Raw genomic sequence first — 14793 nt, 5'->3', positions numbered from 1 at the left:
CCCTCCGCGGGCCGACGAACCGCCGGCCCGGATGCTTCAGGTTGAGATCCGCCGCAGCGCTCACTCCGCGGCGGACGCCCTTTCCGTTCTGGCCAGCAGCTGCTGCACCATGGCCTGAACCAGTCGAGGCAGGTCATAGGGGAAGCGAGCCGTGATCAGATTGCCATCGACCACGCAGGGTTCGTCGAGAACGACGGCGCCTGCATTCTCGAGGTCGATCTGGATGTTCCACACCGCGGTGGCGCGCTTGCCCTTCAGTATCCTGGCGCTGACCATCACCCATTGACCATGACAGATGGCAGTCGTCGGCTTGCCAGACTCGTACATCGCCCGCACGAACGCCAGGGCATGCTGGTCCATGCGCAGCGCGTCGGGATTCCAGCAGCCCCCGGGCAGCAGGACGGCGTCGTAGTCCGCCACGGTCGCTTCGTCGGTGTAGCGGTCGATCTTGAGCCAACCGGCATTTTCCATCAGGCGAATGGCAAGGACATGGGTTGCGCATTGTGGCGGAAAGCGCAGCCCGAGCGTCGGATGGAATTCGCCGATGCGCGGCGAGACGACATGGACCGTGGCGCCATGTTCCGTCAGCCAGCGATGCGCGCCGAGGATTTCCACCTCCTCCACGCCGTTCGTGCAGCAGATGGCGATCCGCTTACCCGCGAGCAGGTTCGGGTCGGACGGCGGATCGAACAGGAAGCTGTTGAGCTCCCGGTTCAGCTCGCCGTCGGCCGTGACCAACAGCTCGGTGGAGATCGAAGGGACCGGAGATGCAGACATCAGCTGCTGCATCCGGTGGACGGCAACGGTTTGGACAGGATGGCTCATGTTTTCACTCCCCTAAAGAAGTTGTTCGACGGTACTCGCCGGATCGGTCACTGCTTCTTGCACTCCAGCGGCTATGCAGCGCCAGCGCAGCCGCCAGGGCACAGGCGATGGTCGCCACAGTCCAGGTGAAGCCGTGCAGGTACCATGGCTTGGCGTTCAGTTGGGCTCTGCCGGCGAGCGTAGTGGGATCCGGCGGGTTCAGGAAAAGCAGACCGTACAAATACGCCGCGAGGATGGAGACCAGCAGGACGGCACAAAACGTCATCGCGATGATCATCGCGGCTTTCACCACGGACCGCTTCGGCATGCCAGGCTGCGCGAGCGGCAGCAGGTTGTTCGCGAGCGCCGCCACGACGACCATCACGCCGCCCGCCGTGAACAGCGAGATATCAAATGGCTGGAAGATCAGCAGGAGTGCCGCTACGCCGAGCCCGATGACCGCGTATTCCAACCTGCGCGCGGACGCGTGTGACAGCCCGCCGTTGCCCTGGTGGTGTCTGCTCATGCGCGCACCGCCTTGCCGTCCGCGGCGAAGATGTGGGTCTGCATGGGGTCCGGAACCAGGTGAAGCAGTTCGCCGAGCTTCACCTTCTTGTCGCGCGGGACGACCACCCGGATGTCGCCGCCGACCTTGGTCCGTGCATGGATCAGCGTCTCGGCGCCCATCGGCTCGATGAGCTCGGTCACAGCGTCGATCGTGTCGGCGGTGTCCTCGGGCGCCAAGGTGAAGGCGCGCGGGCGCACGCCGACGGTGAGCCTCCCCGGCGCCAGAGCCGCGACCGCCGGATCCGCTGGGAGATTGACGTCCTGGCGGTCGAAGCTGACGGTCGCCTTGCCGCCGCTGTAGCCCTTGAATTCTGCCTCGATCAGGTTCATCTGCGGCGTGCCGATGAAGCTCGCGACGAAGACGTTGGCAGGCCTGGCGAACACCTCGTGAGGGCTTCCCACCTGCTCGATCCGGCCCTCGCGCATGATCGCGATGCGATCCGCCATGGACAAGGCCTCGAGCTGGTCGTGCGTGACGATGACCGTAGCCTTGGACAGGTCGGCCAGCACAGCCTTGATTTGGCCGCGCATGGTGTGGCGCAGTTCCACGTCCAGCCGCGAAAGCGGCTCGTCGAACAGGAAGCAGTTGGGATCGCGCACGATAGCGCGCGCCACGGCAACACGTTGCTTCTCGCCCTCGGAGATCTGTCCCGGCATCCGGTCCAGAACTTCGCCCAGATGCAGAATGTCGGCCACCTTGGCGACGCGGGCGGCGAGTTCCGCCGCGCCCATGCCTTCGCGGTGCAGCGGCATTGCGATGTTCGCGCCGACGGTCAGCGCCGGATATAGCGCATAGAACTGGAAGACCATGGCGATGTTGCGCTTCTCCGGCGGCAGATCGTTCATGCGCCGCCCAGCGACCACAATGTCGCCCGCCGTCGCCCGCTCGAGTCCGGCGATCATGCGCAGGGTCGTCGTCTTGCCGCAGCCCGACGGGCCGAGGAGGCAGACGACTTCGCCCGCCGCCACCGACAGATCGGCGTCCTGGACCGCGACGAATGAGTCGAATGTCTTGGTGATCCTGCGGATTTCGATGGTCGACATGGCTATTTCCGAACCGTACCAAAGGTGACCCCCCGCAACAGATGCTCCTGCAGGAAGAACGTGACGAGGAAGACGGGGATCAGGAACAGCGTCTCGATCGCGGCCAGCAGCGTCCAGTCGGTGCCGCGGCCGCCGGAAGAGACAGCCTGGTTCATCGCCACGGGGACCGTGCGCGTATCGGGACCGGTCAATAGAAGAGCGAACAGGAACTCGTTCCAGGTCAGGATCAGGCCAAACACGAACGTCGCGGCAAGTCCGGCGACGGTCTGCGGCAGGCAGATCTTCCAGAAGACCTTGACCTCGGACGAGCCGTCTATGCGAGCGGCGTCCTCGACGTCGGTCGAAAGTTCGTCGAAGAAGCTCTTCATCATCCAGATCGTGAAGGCCAAATTGAACGCGGTGTAGAGCAGGATGATGCCGAGATGAGACCCCGAAAGACCCGTGGCGCGGAACATCAGGATCACTGGAATGATCACGACGATCGCTGGCAGCATCCGGGTCGTCAGGATGATGAACAGGTAGGTGTCGTTGCCTTTGAGCGGGTAGCGTGAGAAGCCGTAGGCGGCCAGCGTACCCAGGATGAGGGCAAGCAGCACCGAGGTCGACGCAATCACGATCGAGTTGAAGAAAAAGCGGTCGAAGCCAGTCGCTTCCGGCTGCCCGCCCGCCGTCATCACGCGCGAGAAGACCGAATTGAAATTCTCCAACGTCGGCGTGAAGACGAACTGGTCCGGGATGAGACCGAACAGCGAGGTCGGCGACAGCGTCGGCGGCACCGACAGCGCCAGCTCCTGCGGCTTGATGGCGGTGAAGATGATGAACAGCACCGGGAGGAAGTAGATGAGGCTGATACCCGCCGCGACCAGGGTGCGTCCCCAGCCGGCCTCCGCGACACCGCAGCTCCGGCGAAAACCGATACGCAGCCAGATGGATGTGTCCGCTGCCATGGTCAGGCCTCCCGATTCCTGCGATTGGCCAAATAGAGATAAAGGTTGGTGAGAACGATCACCATGAAGAGCATGATGTAGGAGATTGCTGCGCCCTCGCTGGTCTTGTTCTGCTCGTTGGCGATACGGATCAGGTGATAGGAGATCGTCATCGTGTCGTTGCCGCCTTTGGTGAGCAGGATCACCAGGTCGGCCAGCTTGAACGCCTCGATCGTGCGGAAGAGGAGGGCCAGCATCAGCAGCCCGCGGATATAGGGAAAGGTGATTGTCCAAAAGCGGCGCCAGGCGGAGACACGATCGATCGCGGCCGCCTCGTACAAATATTTCGGCACAGACACGAGCCCCGCCAGGACCAGAAGCATGACAAACGGCGACCACATCCAGGCATCGGCAAAGACGATGCCTGCCACTGCGCCCGCCTTGCTGTCCATCAGGATGAACTGGCCGTCCGCGAGGCGGTTGATCACATAGCTGAGGATGCCGAAGGTCGGATCATAGTAGTAGGTGAAGAACACGCCCGACGCGACGACCGACAGCATCATGGGCGTCAGCACGAGGATCAGAAGATACTTGCGCAGCGGAAACTGCTTGGCAAAAAGCATCGCCAGCAGGAAACCGACAATCATCTGGGCCGACACCGTGAGCACGACGAACATCGCGGTGTTGACGAGGGCGTGCCAGTTATCCGCCGCGGCGATATCATTGGTGAGCACCTTGATGTAGTTGTTGAGCCCGACGAACACGATCGACTGCCGGTTCGACTGGTAGGCAAAGAACGAAAGCCCCAACGACCACAGCAGCGGAAAGATGTTCATCGCGAACAGCACTGCAATGGCAGGCGCCACCAGCAGCCCGCCGTAGTACCGCCGACGATAGGCGTTGACCACGCAGGCAACGGCCACCAGTGCCGCCATGGCGCCAACAACCCAGAATGCAACGGCTGACGGCAGCGCCGCCATGGCGGCACTGGAGACCACGATGCCTACAACGATGGCCAGTCGCCAGTTATCGGCAGAGATCTCGAACAACGCCGGCGGCGCCCGGAGGCTCGGAACTGACATGGGCTGTACTACTGACATAGGACTCTCGACGGCGATCCGCTGGCTGAGTTGGGCGTGGGTCGACCGGATGCGCTGGGCCGGAACGGCACGCTCGCACCCGGCCGAGGCCGGCATCACGTCATTGGATGAATCCCGCTTCGCCCAGCAGGTTCTGCTGAAACTTCGCGATGTTGTCCAAAGTCGTCTTGGCGTTCTGCTTTCCGGTGATCGCGCGATCGAACTGGTCCTGCTGCTGGGTCAGCAGTTCGAAGAACTGAGGCACGTGCCAAACGTCCTTCTGCCAGTCCAGCGACGTAGCCCACGTCCTGTTCCAAGGCCGATAAGTCACATACTTGGGGTCCGAATATACAGACTTGATCGCCGATTGGCCGCCGGCCGCCGCGAACTGATGCTGAATGGCGGGCGATAGCCACCATTTCACGAATTCCGCGGCCTCCTTGATCTGGGCGTCGGTTGTCCAGGTGGTCAGCACAAAAGGTTGTCCGCCGATGTTGGACCAGCGTACCATCTTGCCGTCGGGGCCGACGGTTCCTGGCATCATGCCGAACACCAGCTTGTCCGATACCCTCGAGGTCTTCGGGTCGAGCGCGGCTTCGCCCAGACCGATCCAGTTGACGTTCATGGCCACCTTGCCTTCGCGGAACAACTCATCCGTTTTGAAGATGTCCATGGTGCCGGTCTTGGCCACCGGAGGCATGTACTCAAGCAGGCCAAGATACGTCTCGAGCGCCTTCACGGCTGCTGGCGAGTTCACTACGCCCTGCGCCCGGCCTTTGGGCGCCTTGGTCTCATCCCAGATGTCGCCGCCCATCTGCCAGATCAATCCATTGATCTGCATGGATGAGAAGTCGTAGGCCTTACCGGCCTGGAAGGCGATGCCGTAGAAATCATCTTCGGCAGGTTTGCCCGCCAGCATCTCGCCCTTCCTGCGTCGGAAGAACTCGCCGACATTCCTGAAATCGTCCCAGGTCATGGCGTCGATCTCTTCGCCGGTGCAAGGCAGCTTCTTCTTGTACTTCGCAAGGAAGTTCTTCTGTTCGGTCTCGTCGCAGATGATGTCCTTGCGGGCGAAGGTCACCAGCACGTCGGGAAATTGCGGAAAACCATAGTAGTTCTCAGACTTGTGCGGATAGGTCGAGTAGGCATCCCGCAGACCGGGATGGATATCCATGAATGTCTTCTTGAACTCGGGATCGGCATCGAGCAGTTCGTTGACCTTCCGGAAGTAGCCGCCCTCGACGAAGCTCCCCAGCCACTGCGAGTCGGACACGATGAAGTTGTACTTCCGTTCGCCAGAGGTGAGCGAAGCGTTCACCCGCGTGAAGAAGTCAGGCCACGGAATGAAGTCGACCTCGAGCTTAACGACATTGCCGGACTTCGGCTTGTACTGCTCATCGAAGAACCTTTTCATGATCCGTGTCGGCGGCCAATCGGGCACGGCTATCGTCAACGACACCTCGGCGGCCAGGGAAGCTGCTGCTCCGCCCACCATAAGGGAAGCGGTCAGGCAGGCCGCTGCCACTACGCCCTTGAGCTTCGTCGTCTTCATCATCTTCAAGTCTCCTCCCATATGTTTTTGACTGCTTGATTTTCTTTGTCCTCCGGCTTTCGGATCAGGTGATCGCCTGTCCGTTCGACGCCCGAAAGATGTGCAGTTTTCCTGGATCAAGAACGATCGAGACCTGCTGACCACGCTGCAGGCGCGAGGCCGCAGCTTCGGGCAGCACCAGCCGAAGCATCTCTCCGGAGGTCTGCATCGAGACCACCGTGATATCTCCCAATGGCTCCACCATAGCGATGCTCGCCGTCACGCCGCTTTCGCCGCCTGCCGCAAGGCGGATGTCGCTTGGCCGGATGCCCACCACGGCCCCTTCCCCTACTTCCGCGGTGTTCAGCCTGCGCGCAACGGGAAGAAGTCCGATCACGGAGTCGACCATCGTGCCGTCGCGGGCCAGCATGCCCTTGACCATATTCATGGGGGGCGAGCCAATCTTGCCGGCGACGTAGAGATCGCGCGGCGTTTCGTAGAGCTCGTCGGGCGTCCCAGTCTGCACGACGACGCCATCACGCAGCACGGCAATCTCCTCCCCCATCGACAGCGCTTCGAGCTCGTCCGGCGTCGCATAGACGATCGTGAGTCCGAACTGACGATGCAGCCGCTTCAGTTCGGCGCGCATGTCATGCCGGAGCTTGGCGTCGAGGTTGGTCAGAGGTTCGTCCAGCAACAAGATCCGGGGACGCTGGATCAGGGAACGACCGAGCGCGACCCGCTGCTGCTCGCCGCCCGAGAGTGTGCCGGGCTTGCGATCAAGCTTCGCTTCGAGCCGGAGCATTGCCGCCGTTTCCCGGACCCGGCAATCGATCTCCCCCCGGCCCACACCGGCTTCGCGTAGCGGATAAGCGAGGTTCTTGTAGACAGTGAGATGCGGGTAGAGCGCGAAGGACTGGAAGACCATCGACACGCCGCGCCCCGTGATGGGCGCTTGCGTCCAATCATGGCCGAAGATCTCGACGCGGCCGCGATCCGGCGCGACGAGGCCAGCGATCATGCGCAGCGTCGTCGTTTTGCCGACGGAGCTGGGCCCGAACAACACAAAGAAGCAGCCCTCCGCGACGCTGAACGACAGATTGTCAAGGGCCCGGACGCGGCCGTAGGACTTGCTGACGTTCCTCAGGCTCAGCGCAATCGACGGCGTATCGGGCGAGAGCACGGCCGACATCAGTCGAACGCCGGCAGCAGGCGGTCGCGCGACCGCTCGATGTGGATGCGCATCGCCCGCGCGGCCCCATCCGGGTCGCGTCGGGAAAATGCAGCAAGGATGTCTGCATGCTCGTCGAGCGCTTCCTCCGTGACCCTCGAATGGAACATCAAGCGGAAGATGTGAAAGTGGGTATGCTGGTGCGCCAGCGTCTCGCGGATCAGTTCGTTGCCTGCAATCTCAAGAATCTTGTCGTGGAACGCTGCGTCCTCGCGCGCGAACTGCGAATATCGAACTCGTTCGTCCGGGCCACCCGCGCGCGACATCAGTCCTGCCGCTTCGGTCAGCTCCTGCAGCGCCGCATCCGTCATTGTCGCGGCGACCTTGCGCGCCGCATCGGGCTCAAGCAGCAGGCGGAGTTCGTAAAGCTCGGTGAAGCGCCGCCGCGAAATCTGCGGCGCCGCGCTGTAACCGACTAGATGTGTCTTGATCACCAAGCCCTCACTTTCGAGCCGGCCAAGCGCCTCGCGGACGGGCGTCTGCGAAACGTTGAATTCGCGGGCCAGGGCGTCGACGGTGATGCGAGCGCCGGGAGGAACCTTCAGCGCCATCAGCCGGGCGAATATCGCTTGATAGACCTCTTCGCCGAGGCCGACGGCCCGAGCGATCACCGGCGCGACTTCGCCGGCGCCTGTGACCGGTTGGGATGCAGTGAGTGGTTTGCGGCTGCGCACTTCGTTGTCCCCTTGACAATGTGAAGGGGCTAGCACAAACCATCGCCGTATTCAATATGATATCCTATACGATCTGATATAGGATATGGCATGCCGCCGATTTTCGTAGGTTTATCAATGATCGGAGCTGATATGACGTCCTTCTCGGCGATCCGGCTGCCCAGGGAAATCCTGTTCGGCAAAGGGCAGCGCGATGCCTTGCCCGCCGTCGCCAGCCGCCTCGGTCGGCGGGCGCTGGTGTGCACCGACGAGCGACTCGCCACGTCATCCGATTTCGAGCGGATGCTGGACAGTCTGCGCGCGGCCGGCCTCGTCGTCATGGCCTATAGCCGTGTGCAGCCGGACTTGCCGGGTGACAATGCTGCGGACTGTGCCAATGAGGCGCGCGGCTTTGCGCCTGATCTTGTTATCGGCATCGGCGGCGGCAGTTGCCTCGATATGGCAAAATGCACCGCCCTGCTGCTCACGCATGGTGGCGAGCTCGCGGATTACTACGGCGAGTTCAAGGTGCCTGCGCCAGTGCTGCCGGTGGTGGCCATTCCCACTACAGCAGGAACCGGCTCCGAAGTGACGCCCGTGGCGGTGATCTCCGATCCTGGCCGCATGCTGAAGGTCGGCATCTCGAGCCCGTATCTGATTCCCGCCGCGGCCATCTGCGATCCCGACCTGACCCTCTCCTGCCCGCCGAGCCTGACCGCGGTCACCGGCGCCGATGCGTTGACCCACGCGGTCGAGGCGTTCACCGCTCGTCGGCGCGTGCCTTCGGTGGAGCTCGCGCAACAGCACGTCTTCATCGGCAAGACCGCGCTGACCGATCACTTCGCGCTTCTCGCCATTCGCCTCCTCGGACGCAGCCTCGAGCGCGCTTGGCGCGACGGGACGGACGAGGATGCGAGGGCTGACGTCATGATGGCCGCGCTGGCCGCAGGCTGCGCCTTCGGCACGGCCGGCACGGCGGCGGCGCATGCCATACAGTATCCTGTCGGCGCCTTGACCCACACGGCTCACGGGCTCGGTGTCGCGACTGTTTTGCCTTATGTGATGCGCTTCAATCGCGATGCCGCGCTGGACGAGATGGCGCAGATCGCTCTCGCGCTCGGCGTCGATGGCGGGCGTACCTCGCCCGCAGCGCTGGCCGACGCCGCCATCAATGAGGTAAGCCGATTGCTGCGCGCCATCGGCATCACACCAACGCTCGCTGACCTCGGCCTGCCTGCCGAAAATCTGGACTGGGCCGCCGAGCAAGCGGTCGGCATCGAGCGCCTGATCAAGAACAATCCGCGCCCGATCATACTCGCTGACATGCGCCGCCTCATCGATGCAGCTTACCGTGGTGATCTGGACGCTGCGGCACCCACTTCTGCTCCCTCATGAAGGATTACGATCATGACCTTGGCGACGCCGCTTGCAGCCGCGCTCCTCCCTGCCGCATCAGGCATCGATCCAGCGAGTTGCGCCCGCGGCCTCTACATCGGCGGCGAATGGCTATGGCCGGCGGGACGCGCTTCGATTCCTGTCATCGATCCGGCGACTGAACAGCTGCTGGCTGAGGTACCGGACGCATCGGTTGAGGATGCGACGGCGGCAGTCGAGGCGGCGGCGCAGGCGGCCGCGGCCTGGCGCTCGACACCGCCGCGCCGGCGGTCGGAAATACTGCGTCGCTGCTTCGAGCTGATGATGGCGCGAGCGGATGATCTCGCGCAATTGATCGCGCTGGAGAACGGCAAGGCCCTGCGCGACGCGCGCGGCGAGGTTGCCTACGCCGCAGACTTCTTCCGCTGGAACGCCGAAGAAGCGGTGCGCATCTGCGGCGACTTCATGCCCTCCCCAACCGGCGCAAACCACATCATCGTCGATTACGAGCCGATCGGCGTCTGCGTGCTGATCACGCCCTGGAACTTCCCTGCCGCGATGGCCACCCGAAAGATCGCGCCGGCGCTCGCTGCCGGTTGCACAGTGGTCCTCAAGCCGGCGAGCGAAACTCCGCTGACCGCCTATGCGCTCGCTGCCGTGTGCGCCGAGGCTGGCGTGCCGCCGGGTGTCGTCAACGTGTTGACCACCTCTGCTCCCGGTCCTGTGACCGCGGCAATGCTGGCGGATGCCCGGGTGCGCAAGCTGTCCTTCACGGGCTCCACTCAGGTCGGGCGCGTGCTCCTTGCTGAGGCGGCGAAGCACGTCGTCAGCTGTTCGATGGAACTCGGCGGCAATGCTCCGCTCATCGTTTTCGATGATGCCGACCTGGAATTGGCGATCGAAGGCGCCATGCTGGCCAAGATGCGCAATGGCGGCGAGGCCTGCACGGCCGCAAACCGCCTCTATGTCCAGTCCGGCCTCTACGAGCGGTTCGCTGCTGAGATCACGGCGCGCATGGCAGCGCTGAAGGTCGGCCGCGGCACCGACCCTGGCACCGAGTGCGGCCCGATGATCACCCTGGCTGCAGTCCGCAAGCTCGAGAGGTTAGTGGACGACGCGCTGTCGCGCGGCGCCCGGTTGCTCTGTGGCGGCGCGCGGCCGAACCTGCCTGGATTTTTTTATCCCCCGACCGTGCTGGACGGGGTCCCGGCTGATGCCGCCATGGCCTGCGAGGAGATCTTCGGCCCCGTCGTTGCACTCAGCCGCTTCGAGACAGAAGACGAGGCGATCGCCCTCGCCAATGCAACCGAGTACGGACTGGCCGCCTATGTCTTCACGCGCGATCTGGCGCGCGGCCTAAGGGTCTGCCGCCGCATCGAGACCGGCATGGTCGGGCTCAACCGCGGGCTGGTCTCCGACCCCGCCGCGCCGTTTGGCGGCACCAAGCAGAGCGGGCTCGGACGGGAGGGCGGCACGCAGGGCGTTCTGGAATTCCTCGAGGCCAAGTACATCGCAACGCCGCTTTGATCGAATGGTGGCGCATTCTGCATCCGTGATGAAGTGCTGAATGCCGCTCAAGGAACGTCGCGACGCGGCAGCAAATGCACTGGACCGGCACGATTGCTGCGAGCTGAGCCTTCGGAAATCATCGCCGACAGCCTAGCGCGACGCGTGCTGTTCGGCAGAGGATGGCCCTGCAACCGCGTACAAGCGAGAGGATTGTTTGAGCATGATCGTCTGTTCCTGCAACATTATCAGCGATCACGAGATCAGGGATGTCGTCATGTCGGCCGACGCTGAACTATGCTCGACCGCGCAGTCTATGATTGCCTCGGATGTGCCGTGCGGTGCGGCGGATCCGCGACCGCATCACCGCAAAGGATTTCAGGCGTGAGGCGCACGTCCTCATTCGCTCCGGCACCGGACATCAGTTGCTCGCGGCCGCGCTACAGGAGCAGCGGATAGTCCTTGACATTGCGCTTGAGCTCCCCGGCTTTTTGGGGTTACCCGCAATCGTCGGAACGACTGACCTGATCGCCACCCTTCCAAGGCACATTGGCGAAACGTTGGCTCACTACTACGGACTGCGCGTGCTCGACTGCCCGCTGGCGATCGCCGGGTTACAGTGAAGCAATATTGGCACGCCCGTTTCCATCACGACCCAGCAAGCCAATGGTTGCGTGGAGCTTTTTCAACAGCAGGAAGTGCGGGGTCTACATCGTTCCGGTCGGCCAAAGAAACGAAGGCCACACGATTTGGCGTCGTAGTCGAACATTTATTGAGGCGGAAGCTAAACGTTCGGTTTGCGCAAAAAGGCTGCCTATATCGTGTGTCCGACCCTCGAAGCCTCGGTTAGTTAGTCAGCGAGGCAAGGCTGCAGCCGACTAATGCGCTACCGTCTGGCGTACAAAATCGTAGACAGTCATAGCTCGGCGCATGGCGGCTGGGGAGGACGCGCCTCCCACAATTCGGCTTCTGCGGCGAAGTCGCACAGCAATCTGGCCGCGAGGCACTGGATCGAAAAACGTCGCACGAGACCCATTTTGCTTCTCGGCAACTCTTCCCGTAACCTATTGGAGATGAATGCTTTCGCGATGGTGGGCGCACCAGGGCTCGAACCTGGGACCCGCTGATTAAGAGTCAGCTGCTCTACCAACTGAGCTATGCGCCCGGATGCTGGGATCCGGAAAACCCTTGCGAGGGGCGTCGTTTAGCAAAGCGATCCCGCGATGTCCAGCAATCGAGGCGAAGTTTTCCCAGCCCTTTTGTGGATCGCCCGATCAGCAAAAAGCCGCTGGATATCAGCGGCTTCTGCCGATCTTCGGATCCAACCCCTATCGGGCGGCGTCAGAGCCGTTCGGGGCCGCCGCGGTCCGGGCCGCCGTCCCAGTCATAGCGGTCGCGGCCATAGCCGCGGTGGTGGTTAAAGTCGCGATCCCCGCCCATTTCGCGCTCGAAACGGCGGTGGTGCCAGCCGTCCCGGCCGCCGAACCGGTCCATCCGGGTCAGGACGGCGAGCCGCCGCTTCTGGCCGTCATCCAGCGTCTTGTAGAGCGGATCGGCCGCATCGGCGATCTTCTTCATCGCCGCCGCCGATGCCGCCATAGTGTCGGCGCGTTCGCGCAGGCGCGACACCGGATCGTCCGGCTTCTGCTGGCTCGAATCGTCCGTTGAATTCATCCGCGCATTGGCCCGGTCGATCCTGAGCTTGGCGAACTCCCTGACCGCGGCCTCGACCGGCGGCCAGAGCTTTTCCTGATCGGCCGTCAGTTTGAGGCCGGCATGCACGGCCGCAATCCGCGCGTCGGCATAGGCCGTCCGGTCCTCCGGGCTCATCCGCGAAAAGCCGAAGCCCCAATGGCGGTGCTGGGCATAGACCGCGGTCGAGCCGGCGATGGCAAGGACCGCGACGGCGGCGATGGCGAACTTCCTCATGCGAACCTCCTGCTGAAAGGTTGCATGAAGATGGGCTTGGTTCCTCCGCCCTTCAACTTAACGTTTGGCAAGGGGTACCTCCCTTACCAAGATGTAATGTGGCGCCGTTTGATCCAGTGCAATGCAATGGCAGCTACAATATGCCGAGCACCCGCGGCAGCCACAGCGAGATCTCCGGCACATAGGTGACGATGCCGAGGAAAATCAGCATCGTCAGCAGCCACGGCCATACCGCGATCGTCAGCTCGGTGATGCCCATCTTGGCGATGCCGGAGGCGACATAGAGGTTGAGGCCAACAGGCGGATGGCACATGCCGACCTCCATGTTGACCACCATCAGGATGCCGAGATGCACCGGATGGATGCCGAGCTTGACCGCCACCGGAAACAGGATCGGCGCCATGATCAGCACGATCGAGGACGGCTCCATGAAGTTACCGGCGAGCAGCAGCAGCACGTTGACGACGAGCAGGAAGATGATCCAGCCGACGCCGATCGAGGTGATCCAGTTGGCGATCTGCTGCGGAATGTTCTCATTCGCCATCAGGAAGGAGAACAGCACCGCGTTGGTGATGATGTAGAGGATCATCGCGCTCATGTTGGCCGAGCCGAGCAGCACCTTCGGCACATCCCACAGCGTCATGTCGCGATAGACGAACACGGCGATGACGAAGGCATAGACGGCGCTGATCGCCGCCGCCTCGGTCGGCGTGAAGACGCCGGCATAGATGCCGCCGAGCACGATCAGGATCAGCAGCAAGCCCCAGACGCATTTGCGGAACGCGGCAATGCGCTCGGCCCAGCTGGCCTTGGGCAGCCGCGGATAATCGTTGCGCCAGGCGCGGTAGAAGGTGGTGGCGCCGAGCAGTGTCGCCAGCATCAGGCCGGGAATCACGCCGGCGATGAACATTTGCCCGACGGATGCGGAGGAGACGCGCTGGCCGGCCGGATCCAGCGCGATGCTGCCGCCGGTCGCGACGCAATAGATCACCATCACGATCGACGGCGGAATCAGGATGCCGAGCGCGCCCGAGGTGGTGATGACGCCGGCGCCGAAGCGTTTCGGAAAGCCCTGTTTCACCATCGCCGGCAGCATGATCGAGCCGATCGCGATCACGGTGGCGGGCGAAGAGCCCGACACGGCGGCGAACAGCGCGCAGGCCAACACGCCGGCGAGGCCGAGGCCACCATACCAGTGGCCGATCATCGACCGCGCGAAATCGATCATGCGTCTGGCGACGCCGCCATGGGTCAGGAAGTTGCCGGCGAGGATGAAGAACGGGATCGCCATGATCTCGAAATTATCGATGCCGGTAAACAGCTTCAGCGCCACCGACTCGGTCGGCACGTTGGTCATCGTATAGATGAAGGTGAGCACGGTGAGGCCGAGCGCGATCGAAATCGGCATGCCCGTGAGCATCAGAGCGATCAGGAGGCCGAAGATGATGAGCGAAGTCATCGCGTCACCTCCGCCACGCCGGCGCCGGGCGCGTCGACATCCACGCCCTCGACATGGGCGTGGTCGTGATGCGGCAGGTCACCGGTGAAGAAATAGTGCCAGGCGACCTGCAGGAAGCGGAAGCACATCAGATAGGAGCCAAGCGGAATGCAGAGGTAGACGAACCAGCTTGGTATCTCCAGATCGGGCGATACCTGGTCGGTAAAGTAAAGCCCGTAGACGAATTTCGCGCCCATGGTGCCGATCACGGCGGTGAAGAAGGCGCCGCAGAACAGCCCGAACAGCACCACATAGTTGCGCCAGGGTGATCTGAGCTGGTTGACCACGACGTCGACGCCGACATGGATGCCCGTGCGCACGCCATAGGCGGCGCCGAACTTCGCCACCCACACGAACATGTAGATGCAAAGCTCCTGCGCCCAGGCCAGGTTGATCGGGAATAGGATCGGAAACAGGAAGGGGACGCCGAGCAGATAGCGATGGCACACGGCGAGGAAGATCAGCAGCGTCGCGAGCGCCATCAGCGTCGCGATCAATATCTCCTCAAGCCGGTCGAGGATGCGAAGCAGTATCAATATGTCCCCCATTCTATCCCAGCCGTCGTGGCCGGGCTTGTCCCGGCCATCCACGTCTTTCTTGCCCCGCGGCTAAGACGTGGATGCCCGGGACAAGCCCGGGCATGACGCGAAA

General features: G+C 62.9%; 13 protein-coding genes, 1 tRNA gene and 1 pseudogene. 3 read left to right on the top strand and 12 right to left on the bottom strand.

Features of this window, described 5'->3' with window-relative positions; all coding sequences use genetic code 11:
* Nucleotides 1–60 precede the first annotated feature (60 nt).
* Genes QA643_RS08635 through QA643_RS08600 form a run of 8 tightly spaced genes read right to left on the bottom strand, consistent with a single transcriptional unit; the run spans nt 61 to nt 7733 of the window.
* On the bottom strand, nt 61–825 hold the full coding sequence (locus tag QA643_RS08635; RefSeq protein WP_283032764.1) for a type 1 glutamine amidotransferase domain-containing protein: 765 nt from the start codon (nt 823–825) through the stop codon (nt 61–63).
* 4 nt (nt 826–829) lie between these two features.
* Nucleotides 830–1330: a hypothetical protein gene (locus QA643_RS08630; protein WP_283032763.1), complete on the bottom strand. Its 501-nt coding sequence runs from the start codon at nt 1328–1330 to the stop codon at nt 830–832.
* A complete protein-coding gene (locus QA643_RS08625) occupies nt 1327–2415 on the bottom strand; it encodes an ABC transporter ATP-binding protein (protein ID WP_283032762.1) in 1089 nt (362 codons plus the stop codon). Before QA643_RS08625 ends, QA643_RS08630 begins: the two co-directional genes overlap by 4 nt.
* Before the next feature lie 2 nt (nt 2416–2417).
* The gene (locus tag QA643_RS08620; protein ID WP_283032761.1) at nt 2418–3362 is read right to left on the bottom strand and encodes a carbohydrate ABC transporter permease; all 945 of its coding nucleotides are present in this window, start codon (nt 3360–3362) and stop codon (nt 2418–2420) included.
* Nucleotides 3363–3364: 2 nt separating this feature from the next.
* Nucleotides 3365–4537 (bottom strand): sugar ABC transporter permease, encoded by a 1173-nt coding sequence (locus QA643_RS08615; protein ID WP_283032760.1) that lies wholly within the window; start codon nt 4535–4537, stop codon nt 3365–3367.
* A 4-nt stretch (nt 4538–4541) separates the two neighbouring features.
* Entirely contained in the window at nt 4542–6092 is a 1551-nt protein-coding gene (locus QA643_RS08610; protein WP_283032759.1) for an ABC transporter substrate-binding protein, read from the bottom strand.
* Nucleotides 6037–7143, bottom strand: coding sequence for an ABC transporter ATP-binding protein (locus tag QA643_RS08605; RefSeq protein WP_283032758.1), 1107 nt, complete (start codon nt 7141–7143; stop codon nt 6037–6039). The genes QA643_RS08610 and QA643_RS08605 overlap by 56 nt, the downstream gene beginning before the upstream one ends.
* On the bottom strand, nt 7143–7733 hold the full coding sequence (locus QA643_RS08600; protein ID WP_283034745.1) for a GntR family transcriptional regulator: 591 nt from the start codon (nt 7731–7733) through the stop codon (nt 7143–7145). Before QA643_RS08600 ends, QA643_RS08605 begins: the two co-directional genes overlap by 1 nt.
* 255 nt (nt 7734–7988) lie before the next feature.
* On the opposite strand from QA643_RS08600, the gene QA643_RS08595 reads away from it, so the two are divergent.
* From QA643_RS08595 to QA643_RS08585, 3 genes and pseudogenes are all read left to right on the top strand, one after another.
* On the top strand, nt 7989–9230 hold the full coding sequence (locus QA643_RS08595) for an iron-containing alcohol dehydrogenase (RefSeq protein WP_283034744.1): 1242 nt from the start codon (nt 7989–7991) through the stop codon (nt 9228–9230).
* 12 nt (nt 9231–9242) lie between these two features.
* The gene (locus tag QA643_RS08590; RefSeq protein WP_283032757.1) at nt 9243–10736 is read left to right on the top strand and encodes an NAD-dependent succinate-semialdehyde dehydrogenase; all 1494 of its coding nucleotides are present in this window, start codon (nt 9243–9245) and stop codon (nt 10734–10736) included.
* A 326-nt stretch (nt 10737–11062) separates the two neighbouring features.
* Nucleotides 11063–11476 (top strand): annotated as a pseudogene (locus QA643_RS08585) (LysR substrate-binding domain-containing protein); the annotation flags it as partial.
* 328 nt (nt 11477–11804) lie between these two features.
* On the opposite strand, the gene QA643_RS08580 reads toward QA643_RS08585, so the two are convergent.
* The 4 genes from QA643_RS08580 to QA643_RS08565 form a co-directional block, all read right to left on the bottom strand.
* Nucleotides 11805–11880, bottom strand: a tRNA-Lys gene (locus QA643_RS08580).
* Between the two features lie 176 nt (nt 11881–12056).
* Complete coding sequence (locus tag QA643_RS08575) at nt 12057–12644, bottom strand: Spy/CpxP family protein refolding chaperone (RefSeq protein ID WP_283032756.1); 588 nt, start codon at nt 12642–12644, stop codon at nt 12057–12059.
* 133 nt (nt 12645–12777) lie between these two features.
* The gene (locus QA643_RS08570) at nt 12778–14103 is read right to left on the bottom strand and encodes a TRAP transporter large permease subunit (protein WP_283032755.1); all 1326 of its coding nucleotides are present in this window, start codon (nt 14101–14103) and stop codon (nt 12778–12780) included.
* Nucleotides 14100–14690, bottom strand: coding sequence for a TRAP transporter small permease (locus QA643_RS08565; RefSeq protein ID WP_283032754.1), 591 nt, complete (start codon nt 14688–14690; stop codon nt 14100–14102). Before QA643_RS08565 ends, QA643_RS08570 begins: the two co-directional genes overlap by 4 nt.
* Nucleotides 14691–14793: the final 103 nt, after the last annotated feature.

The organism is Bradyrhizobium sp. CB3481, assembly GCF_029714305.1.
GTDB lineage: Bacteria > Pseudomonadota > Alphaproteobacteria > Rhizobiales > Xanthobacteraceae > Bradyrhizobium.
Note: the sequence above shows the minus strand (reverse complement) of the source record. Positions and strands in the feature narration are given on the sequence as shown.

Bases quoted from the DNA above. Each gene is read 5' to 3' on its own strand.
- QA643_RS08565 (WP_283032754.1), bottom strand. From the start codon at position 14,690: ATGGGGGACATATTGATACTGCTTCGCATCCTCGACCGGCTTGAGGAG.
- QA643_RS08615 (WP_283032760.1), bottom strand. From the start codon at position 4,537: ATGCCGGCCTCGGCCGGGTGCGAGCGTGCCGTTCCGGCCCAGCGCATC.
- QA643_RS08635 (WP_283032764.1), bottom strand. From the start codon at position 825: ATGAGCCATCCTGTCCAAACCGTTGCCGTCCACCGGATGCAGCAGCTG.
- QA643_RS08630 (WP_283032763.1), bottom strand. From the start codon at position 1,330: ATGAGCAGACACCACCAGGGCAACGGCGGGCTGTCACACGCGTCCGCG.
- QA643_RS08620 (WP_283032761.1), bottom strand. From the start codon at position 3,362: ATGGCAGCGGACACATCCATCTGGCTGCGTATCGGTTTTCGCCGGAGC.
- QA643_RS08595 (WP_283034744.1), top strand. From the start codon at position 7,989: ATGACGTCCTTCTCGGCGATCCGGCTGCCCAGGGAAATCCTGTTCGGC.
- QA643_RS08625 (WP_283032762.1), bottom strand. From the start codon at position 2,415: ATGTCGACCATCGAAATCCGCAGGATCACCAAGACATTCGACTCATTC.
- QA643_RS08590 (WP_283032757.1), top strand. From the start codon at position 9,243: ATGACCTTGGCGACGCCGCTTGCAGCCGCGCTCCTCCCTGCCGCATCA.
- QA643_RS08570 (WP_283032755.1), bottom strand. From the start codon at position 14,103: ATGACTTCGCTCATCATCTTCGGCCTCCTGATCGCTCTGATGCTCACG.
- QA643_RS08600 (WP_283034745.1), bottom strand. From the start codon at position 7,733: ATGGCGCTGAAGGTTCCTCCCGGCGCTCGCATCACCGTCGACGCCCTG.
- QA643_RS08605 (WP_283032758.1), bottom strand. From the start codon at position 7,143: ATGTCGGCCGTGCTCTCGCCCGATACGCCGTCGATTGCGCTGAGCCTG.
- QA643_RS08575 (WP_283032756.1), bottom strand. From the start codon at position 12,644: ATGAGGAAGTTCGCCATCGCCGCCGTCGCGGTCCTTGCCATCGCCGGC.